A 10282-nucleotide genomic window follows, 5' to 3' on the forward strand; every position below is an offset into this window, starting at 1 on the left:
AAGGTGATGTCAAGGTTTTTTCTGTCGAACTCAGGTATTATAAATAAACATCCTATCTTTTTATACTATTCTCAAACTGTCGTAAAATATCCCCCAAAGAGCCCAAACCCTTATATTTATCAGGAAATTGTTGAAGTTGAGAAATAATCGGATCCAGTAAACTATCCTTTACACTACCCCGACTCGCTTTTTCTATTTGCTCGGCAATATCCGATAAAGTTGAGTTTGGCTGTATTCCAGTATTAAATCTACCTAAATCTTGTGGTTTAATGGGAATTGCCCCCCCAAATAAATGTTCCGTTGACTTGTTCCACTCATGAGTTACCATTTCCGACAAATCCTTTAATAACAAAGGCTTTCCACGACTTGAGGGATGTTTATAAGAACCTAATTTGGTAAACAGAAAATTACTTTGCTCACCCACCAACGGACGTAAATCATTCAACCAATAGCCAAAATCAGAACTCAAAAATTCGGGAATCTTCACTCTTTTTACCCCGGAAGAAGCACTACCCCTCTTACCCTTTATCCTAACCATCAAATAAAAAATATCCTCTCCTTCCTCCTGAAGATGCTTTTGAAGATCGATCGACTCATCAATCTTAATTTCGGCAATTTCACTCAAACGTAAAGGAGTATAAACCAATAAAGAAATCAACAAATATCTTTGCCATGACTTAATTTGAGCCATTAAATTGGGAGTATTTTCATCAGAAACATTAGAGGCACAACAATTACGCAAATAATTAATTACCATTAGCACCTGAGATAAACTTAATTCTTTCTTCCCCTCAATGGGTTTATTTCTGTGAAGATATTGTTCACGAGTTTGAGCTAAATATTGACGTAAGTCAGAAATATTATCAATTACACTCTCCGACAACTGCTCATAATAACGAGCCACAAAAATAGCCGCCGAAATCACATTCAAAGCCCATCCCAAACCATTACCTCGCTCTTGATAACCCCAATCAACAAAACCTTTTAGCTTAATAATATTTGTTATATCTTTCAAGCAAACATCAGATAAACTAACACCCTGACAACGATGTAACCAGCCCAAAAAATAGAGAATAATCGACAAATAACTTTTAACAGTACAATCACTAAGCCTTTTCTCCTCCCTTTGTGCAAAACAAAGTAAGTTTTCAATCTCCGACTTCAGTTGTGAAGAAATCAGATTAAAGTTTAGTTTAATTCCAGTGCCTCGATTATTACTACCACTGTTTCTTGAAGATATCCCAAACTTTTCTAAGCTAACCTTTTTCTCATCAGAGGCAACAGATAACGAATTATCCTTTAACTTAGTACCATCGTTTAAACTAACCGTATTCTCATCAGAGGCAACAGATAACGAATTATCCTTTGACTTAATACCATCGTTTAAACTAACCGTATTCTCATCAGAGGCAACAGATAACGAATTATCCTTTGACTTAATACCATCTTTTAAACTAACCGTATTCTCATCAGAGGCAACAGATAACGGATTATCCTTTGACTTAATACCACCTTTTAAACTAACAGTATTCTCATCAGAGTCCGCCGTTAACGAATTATCCTTTGACTTAATACCACCTTTTAAACTAACAGTATTCTCATCAGAGTCCGCCGTTAACGAATTATCCTTTGACTTAATACCATCTTTTAAACTAACAGTATTCTCATCAGAGTCCGCCGTTAACGGATTATTTCCCAAATTAATACTATTTTTCTGAGCATCCGCAATAGTTAACAGATTTTCCCCCGATTCAATATTATCTTTCGATTTTTCCTGTATTTCTTCTATAGAAGAAAGAGAAGAAAACCCCAATGATTCATCCCCTAACGTCATACATAAAAAATCAATAAAACGAATCAAAACACTACGATAATATGTCAAAGTAGTTTTGCGCACCGGATAATTTTGCGAGTGACTAAACAAATCAAGCATTCTCCTTCCATTGTTGAGAAAAGCAATCACAGGAATCGTAGAAAGACACAAACTCAAATTACTCCTAATATCTTGACGAGAAAAGCCCAACTCAGGAAGAATATATTCAGAAAATACCTTGGCTAAACTTCCCTTGAGTCGAGGATGAGCCGTACAAATTGAACTGTTATTCCATAACAACATCCCATCCTCTAAATTTTTTAAACGCACTTCCATAGATTTAGTGATAAACAAAAATTAATAAAAATAGACAAAACCAAAAAAAAAGGTTAATATCAAAAAAAGACTAAAGAACTTAATAGCAAATATGCAAATAATTAATTATTCTCCATAATGGCATTTTCCATAAATAAATATTTAATAGTGTTAGGGTATATGAATTCGGAATAAAAGATAAATAATTGCCAATTATTTATAGGATAAGGCTTCTTGAAAATATTTCGTCTGAAATTGCCACAAAGCCCCCCACAGTGACAACTATTAAACCATTACAGCATTGGTAAATCAAGGTATGAAAATAAAAACCTAATAATTTAAAGTAAGTAAGCAAAATTAATTGACTGATTTTATTCTATTTAGCTAACTCAAAGAACTTTATAGCATACTTTCACAAGTTCGATCAATAGCATTGCTTAATCAAGATAAACAATAAAGTTGTTGGGGAATAACCCTTCAGTCGATCGTCACTATACATTTAATCTCTAGTTTACTACCAATGAAAACTTCTTGAGAAATGTATTTTGAGAATAAAATTACACAACTATACATTTAATCTCTAGTTTAGCACCAATGAAAACCATGGCAAAAAAAGCAGTTAAAAGTATGCGAGGGATAGGAGAATCCTATGATCAAGTTAAACAAAGATATTCTATTTGCCTCACCCCCACGGCGCATGAAAAACTAAAATATTTCGCCCAAAAGAAAGGAGTTTCTCTGAGTGAATTAATTGAAAAAATTGCCCGAACTACAATTTTTCTTGATTAAGCAAAATCCTATTGATAAAGATATAAATAGACATTTTTATCTTTCAGTAATGAAATTCTATTTCCTCGATAATTCTCTATTATATCTTCTCCTTATTAACCATAACTTTTGTATATTTACTGATCATTTTTCTCACCATAATTTCTTGATAAAATTATATTTTCGACTTGAAAATAAGAAAATATTTTTATTGATCAATCAAATATTTTATAAAATAAATTCCTAAGACTGTGAATAAATATAAACATTTTTCTCCTAAGCAACTTAATTCAATTATTTTCAAGTCTTCTCTCCTCACTCTTTTAGGTGTTACACAACAAAAAACCTATTTTTACCTTATAAATACCCCAGATATTATTTATAAGATTGTAAAAATAAAAGCTCTAAATCCCATAATTGATAATGGTTTTATCAATTTTTATTTAAAAGCTATTGACTCAAGAAAGGCAATTAATAATCCCTCGATTACTTTCTTTATTATTAATAAGTATTTAGCTATGATTTATTCTTTTTGTTATTTTCTAATAGTTGAGGTATTAAATAACACTTCACAATCTTTTTTTGTAGGTTATTATTGTATTTATAAGATGTTTTTAATTGTTTAAGTTTCAATTTTCAATTAACTTTAAATTTTTAATATCTAAGGCAATAATTCATTATTTATCAAAAATAAAATAATAGCAAATAATCATGAAATTGCTGTTGTTTCTAAATAAGACTTTTGTTTGTTATAACCATCGAGTTAAAACCCATTTTTGAAGGGCTTTAACAAGCAAGAGTAAAAATCTTTGGTAGTCCTAAAAATGTAGTGATTTGAAAATGACTGCACATGGTTTCAGAGCAAAAAATCACTCCTTCTACACCACTACCAAATCTTTTTTACTCTCTATTAATTTAATTATCTTACTAAGGAGTAATATATTATGAAATTTAAAAATGCTTATGATCTGATCCACGGTTTCAAAGATCATCTATTTGTTCAATATCCTTTTGATGAAGCCAAAACTAGATGGAATCAACTTCAAACTGCTGTAACAAGATACACAATCAAAGGTTGGGGATTCCATTTTACACCGGATGATACTAAGTTACGGAAGCTCAATGCAGAACTATTGAAAAAAGCATGGTCTTTTTTGACAACCATTTCTGTTGAGACTTTTATTCATGATGGTCTTAATGCTCAATGTAAGGGTTTTAATTATTTTGATGTTTCTAATAAGACTAAATATACTTATCGATGTGCTTTGAATAAAAGTATTGAATTTGGTAAAAGTATTGAATTTGGTAAAAGTACTGAATTTGGTAAAAGTACTGAATTTGGTAAAAGTACTGAATTTGGTAAAAGTACTGAATTTGGTAAAAGTACTGAATTTGGTAAAAGTACTGAATTTGGTAACAATATTGAATTTGGTAAAAGTATTGAATTTGGTAAAAATATTGAATTTGGTAAAAGTATTGAATTTGGTAAAAGTACTGAATTTGGTAACAATATTGAATTTGGTAAAAGTATTGAATTTGGTAAAAGTATTGAATTTGGTAACAATATTGAATTTGGTAAAAATATTGAATTTGGCAAAAGTATTGAATTTGGTAACAATATTGAATTTGGTAAAAATATTGAATTTGGTAACAATATTGAATTTGGTAAAAGTGCAGAATCTCATTGTAACCCTGACTGTATTCCTTTTAAATTACGACGTGGGTATGGTCGGGTGTCCGATAATCCTGTCATATATCGACCTTTTATGGGTGAATACGGTCTCAAGGAATCTCAGTTAACCGAGGGATTATTAACTCAACTTTCTGAATTCAAAAAGTTTAGAACTCAAAAATATTATCCGAGTCGTGTAGAAAAAGCGGTTCGTCAAAGTACGATCGATACTCAGAATCGGAGTTTACTTTTGATCTTCGGTTGGCGAGTCAATATTCTCGGAGAAGATATTAATTCCCTTTCTCTGGAAACATTAATACCGGCAAAGCCTTTAAGTGCTAGTGTTCAACAGCTTAAAGAGGTGCAAAAGTATGTGGAGTCTTGGTTATGTGATTTGATGAGTTTTTTGCATACTGAACGCCAAATTGATAGTGCCGCTACTATGATGAACTTTTTGTTCTGTCTATTAGCTCTAGCTAAGTTTCATTATCTACCTTTTAATGACAATGATAATTATGTACAGGTGCCTGTGATTCGTTTTTTACGGACTCGTATTAATCAATTAGTCAAGGAAAAAGCAACCCAAGATTCCGTGGCTGATATGTCCAAAAAATGGATGGAATTACCTATGTTTCGAGATGAGGTGCTTGAACCTTTGAGACTATGTTGTCGTCGCCGAAAAAACTGCGGTGATATGCGTTCTTTATCCGCGGTGGCATGGAGTATTCAAGGTTATATGATGGTGGGGAATTTAACTTATATGCCCCCTCGTCGTCAGGAAGAGTTGCGAGATTTGAGAATGGCTGTTTCCTGTCCAATTAAACGCCCGGCTAATTTACCCGTTGATGGTTTGGTTCATCCTCTTCCACCAGATCGTTATATCGGCAAAAACCGTTTCTATGGTTTTTTACACCGTGACGAGTCGGGGGTATGGTACAGGGATATGACTCCTGAATCTTATAAGACGGGTGACATTTATGGACATCAAATCTTGGAAATTCCCAATATTAAGTTTTCTGACGGTTATTGTTTCTATGATTACATTGAGATGTGGCTTTATGGTTACTATTATGCTCCTAATGGGGAGTTAAAGGCTAATGGGGCAAAATTTGACCCCACTGCTTCTTTTCTGCCTCGGATACTGGAAACTCGTTCTTTGTACAATCCCAACCATGATTTTGTTTTCTGCCAACAAAATAGTCGTAAGTTTAGGGCTACTAATCTGGGTAAGTTTTTTACGAATCTATGTCATACTTTAACGGGAATTCGAGTACATCCCCACCTTCTACGAGATATATATGCTACATATTATTTGGATCTGGGGTCTAGTGATGCCTTGATCCGTTCTCTGGCTTACGCTATGGGACACAGTGTTGAAACTTTACGCAAAATCTACGATCGTCGTCGCCCCGCCCAAAAACGTCAGGCGATTCAGAAGGCGGTCATTGATTTTTTTCAACAACCCTGGAAAGATTCGTAACTCATAAGCACTCGACGCATTTAATCTTCCTGTTTTAAGCTCTAAATCTTTTACTGTAAAGGGTTCACAATAGCAAACTGGATGCGTACTAGCTTATTAATTTTTCCTTTTCTTCATCCCATTACTTTATCTGTAGTGGGATTTCCTATATATCCCTCTTTTGTCACTTTCTGATTTTAACTATTATTAAATATTTTTACAGTGCTTGGAAACTAAGAATCAAATTATACTACAGAGTAAAATTTACTAATTTAAAGTTTCGGTCGATTTTATAGTATTAAATATCGGTTAGATCGATTGATATATAACAGCTCCAGAATTTATAAATTGCAAGTGTTTGCGGAGTTTGACAAAAGAGGGGTAAAGCATAACGAGGCATATTCTTAGCGCACTGTGTTTATGTCTAAAAATTATTCAGATATATATTTTATCTTGTTTTAATTTCTAATTGATGATACTACCTAATAGAAGAATTATATCTTAATTTTTTTCATCCATTTGTCAAAGTACTGTTAACGTTTTGAATATCTGAATTAATTTTTTATTTTTTATGTTTCAAGATAATTCTACTGTTTTTTTTGATAAAAATATTATCTATGTAACAGGCTTACCCCGTGCGGGTTCGACTCTTTTGTGTCAACTGTTAGGGATTCATTCTCATATCTATAGTATAGGTCACAGTTCACCTCTGTGTCCTACTCTCATGAAATTACGTTCCAGTCTCAGCGAAAATCCTTTTTTACTTTCCCAACTAGATGTTAATTTCGATCTCACTTACCAACGTTTAATTAATTCTTTTCGTGGCTTTATTAATGGTTGGTTTCGAGAAACGCCACAATCATGGGTGGTAGACAAAAATCGAGGATGGTTACATCATCTTGAAACAGTTTATTCTTTAGATCCTAATTTTCGTATGCTTGTTTGTGTAAGAGAATTAGGGCAGATTTACGGTTCTATTGAAGCACAACATCAAAAAACAATCTTATTAGATTTTCCTGACAATCTCGCTAGTTTATCACCGTTCGATCGAGCCGATAAACTTTTCAATAATAGTGGAGTTATTGGCAATCCTCTCCATGCCATGGAAGTTGTACAAGATTTGAACAGTGAACTTCAGCAACGTCTTTATTATGTCGTATTTGAACATTTAATGATAGAACCTGTTACCGTAATGAAAAATATATATGAGTGGCTAGGATTATCCCCTATTTCTTTTAACCCTCAACAATTACCCGTAAAATCCTCTGAAAGTGATAGTCACTATCATTTTAAATATCTTCATCGCACCTATACTCAAATTAAACCTCCAAATTCTCATGTCATTCCCAAACGTATTCAGTCTGAACTATTTAAAAAATATGCTTGGTTTTATCAAACCTTTTATCCCGGATTATTAAAACCTGAGTTAACTGTCAGAAACCTTTAAAAATAATGTTTTCAAGAGAGAGAGCAAAAAAATAAGCTAAGACGCATTTAAGTTGCATTAATCAAATTTCCCTTATTCTTAAATTTTTTACTCCAATTTATTTCTAATTGATTCTCATTTAATAATCTTCTAATTGTTTTTTCTAATTGTTCTACATTTTGAAATTCTCGGTTAGCTATATATTCTTTTGCTGAATGCCATACTAATTCTATTAAATTATAATCTGGACTATAAGGAGGTAAATATTCCAATATTATATTCGGCAATTCCTTCTCTATTTTTTCTATTATCTCTTTCTTTTTATGAAAACTAGCATTATCTAATATTAGTACTATTTTTGGTCCTATTTTTTCAAAATCTTCTTTTTTATTTCCCTTCTTTATCCATTCTTCTTTTATTTCTTCATTCAGTTTCTTTAACTGTTCATAAAATGTCATAGAATCTCCTTTTTTAATTACATAACATACTCTTTTTTTATCTGAGTATCTTAAGCCACCCATCATATTTACTCTCCCTCTTCTTCTTATACCTTTGACAGTTTTTCTCTTACCTTTTTTTGTCCATAATTCTCTTCTTATTACTCTTAAACTAAACCCACATTCATCCCAAAACCATATCTGTAAATCATTTTCTCTTTCTTTACTTAATCTTATATATTCTTCTATTTTTTCTTTAAATAATTCTCTTTTTTCTGGATCTTGTTTATCTTCTAAACTATATTTTGACCAAATATAGACATATTTATTTTTTTTAATATCCTTTGTATTTGAGATTTACTTAACTTAATACCAGTTTCTTTTTCTAAGTGTTCCGATAATCTTTTTCCTGTCCAACGACCAAATTCATATCCAAAAGCACTCGGTTCTATATCTACTACTTTTAATAATAATTTTCGATATTCTGGTGTGGCTTTGTGATAATTTCCTTTTCTACTTTCATTCTGTAAACTTTCTATATTATTAGGGTTTCCATGAACTGCCCAATATGCAACTGTTCGAGTAGAGCAACCTAAAAAATCTGCGATTTCTTGGTAATTTTTACCATCATTTTCTAATAAAAATATTAAAATTCGTTCTCTGACTTCAGCTCTATCTTCTTTTTTTAAAGCATTTTGTAAATAATGTTTTTCTTCTAGTGATAAGAAATTTTTAATAGGCATAATTAAGATTAACAAATTTATTTGTGTTATTATGATTATAGACTATACAAGTGCGTCTTAGCTTAACCTAAATTGATGAGAATTTATTGTATTTTAAATTATGACCAGTGTAATATAAGTTTATTTCCGCATACAATACCTTCGCCAAAATGAAAGAGGAAAATAAAACTTGATGTCAACAGAGCTTTTGTAAGAAACTAGGTAAAATCAAAGATCAATTTCTACAACAGCATCGTGATAAATATTTTAGCATTATTAACTTGTCTCACACTGCACATAGACAACACAAGTTTGAAGCAACTAGGTTGCATAATTCAGGGAATGTTCGCTATGACGGGTAGAGTTACCATGTTAGGTATCTCAAGATGGACGGGAAAGGGAGGAAGTTACCGAACGATTCAACGGTTTTGTCATAGTCCAAAGAATTGGCCAACCCTAATGTGGGTATTTTTTCATAGCCATTGTTTTAACCGTGACGAAAGTTATGCTATCGCAGGAGATGAAGTCGTGACAACTAAATCAGGAAAACATACATACGGTGTTGATTGGTTCTTTTCGAGCTTAACAAACGCTCCTGTCAAAGGATTGTCATTTTTTGTTTTATCTTTAGTGGGACTAGAAAAAAGGGAATCTTATCCCTTACGAATAGAACAAATAATTAAACCGTCCGTTGAAAGTAATGTTAATTCAACTTTACCTCCAATGGTGGGGAAAAGAAAACGAGGTCGCCCAAAAGGCTCAAAAAACAAAGATAAAAGTCAATATACACTTTCAAGTGAGCTATTTCGTATTAAAGGTATGTTATCCGCATTACTATCTATGATTGGTGATACTATTGCTCTGAAATATTTACTCCTTGATGGCAAGTTTGGGCATCATAATGCGGCACAAATGGCATTGCAGATGGGACTACATTTAGTCAGTAAGTTACGTCATGATAGTGCTTTGTATTTACCTTCCCAAGGGGGAAATACTAAATGTAAGTATGGTCTAAAAATCAGTCCCCGTAAACTGTCGGACACGTTTCTACAGTTTCGTAGTATGCAAGGAGATTGGAATTTACAATGTTATCAATTACGGGTACTACATAAAGAGTTTTCTGTGCCTATTAATGTGGTCATTATTTTGAAAACTCATCAGAAAACCCGTGAACAAGGTCATGTAATTTTATTCTCTACAGACCTCACTCTCAACGCCAAAAAACTGGTAGAACTTTATTCATTAAGATTTCAAATTGAGTTCAATTTTCGGGATGCAAAACAATTTTGGGGTTTGGAAGATTTTATGAATGTGTCTCAAATTGCCGTTACAAATATGGTGAATTTGGCTTTTTTCATGGTTAATTTTTCCCAAAAAATATTGCAACGTTTTCGTCGTGATTGTGTGAATGATTTTAGTCTTTTAGATCTCAAAGCCTTTTACCGTGGCTTTAGATACGTTGATGAGTTGATAAAATTGCTTCCCCAAAAACCAGAACCAATTTTAATGTCTCGCATTGTGAATCGACTGGGAAACATTGGGGCAATCCATCCTATTTCTTTTGGGTAACACTCTCTCTTGTTACCAAAAAAAATAAAAAAATTAATTTCTGTGACAAAAAAATTTGACACGGACAACTTTTTATGGTCTTTTTTTGGCGAAGGTATTGG

The 10282-nt window shown here is 32.5% G+C and carries 5 protein-coding genes and 1 pseudogene; 4 read left to right on the plus strand and 2 right to left on the minus strand.

The window, feature by feature from the left end; all coding sequences use genetic code 11:
• Window positions 1-52 precede the first annotated feature (52 nt).
• Complete coding sequence (locus tag GM3709_RS18045) at window positions 53-2149, minus strand: hypothetical protein (RefSeq protein ID WP_066122223.1); 2097 nt, start codon at window positions 2147-2149, stop codon at window positions 53-55.
• A gap of 582 nt (window positions 2150-2731) precedes the next feature.
• On the opposite strand from GM3709_RS18045, the gene GM3709_RS18050 reads away from it, so the two are divergent.
• The 3 genes from GM3709_RS18050 to GM3709_RS18065 all read left to right on the plus strand — a co-directional run bounded on the left by GM3709_RS18050 (window position 2732) and on the right by GM3709_RS18065 (window position 7474).
• Window positions 2732-2917: a hypothetical protein gene (locus GM3709_RS18050; protein ID WP_066122226.1), complete on the plus strand. Its 186-nt coding sequence runs from the start codon at window positions 2732-2734 to the stop codon at window positions 2915-2917.
• Window positions 2918-3840: 923 nt separating this feature from the next.
• Window positions 3841-6048: a tyrosine-type recombinase/integrase gene (locus GM3709_RS18060; protein WP_066122233.1), complete on the plus strand. Its 2208-nt coding sequence runs from the start codon at window positions 3841-3843 to the stop codon at window positions 6046-6048.
• A 550-nt stretch (window positions 6049-6598) separates the two neighbouring features.
• Window positions 6599-7474 carry a sulfotransferase gene (locus GM3709_RS18065; RefSeq protein ID WP_066122236.1) on the plus strand — a complete coding sequence of 292 codons (876 nt, stop codon included), beginning with the start codon at window positions 6599-6601 and terminating at the stop codon, window positions 7472-7474.
• A gap of 47 nt (window positions 7475-7521) precedes the next feature.
• Here GM3709_RS18065 and GM3709_RS18070 read toward each other — a convergent pair.
• Window positions 7522-8633, minus strand: a pseudogene (locus tag GM3709_RS18070) (IS630 family transposase).
• 234 nt (window positions 8634-8867) lie between these two features.
• On the opposite strand from GM3709_RS18070, the gene GM3709_RS18075 reads away from it, so the two are divergent.
• Window positions 8868-10181 carry a transposase gene (locus tag GM3709_RS18075; protein WP_066120999.1) on the plus strand — a complete coding sequence of 438 codons (1314 nt, stop codon included), beginning with the start codon at window positions 8868-8870 and terminating at the stop codon, window positions 10179-10181.
• Window positions 10182-10282: the final 101 nt, after the last annotated feature.

This window comes from Geminocystis sp. NIES-3709, assembly GCF_001548115.1.
Classification (GTDB): domain Bacteria; phylum Cyanobacteriota; class Cyanobacteriia; order Cyanobacteriales; family Cyanobacteriaceae; genus Geminocystis.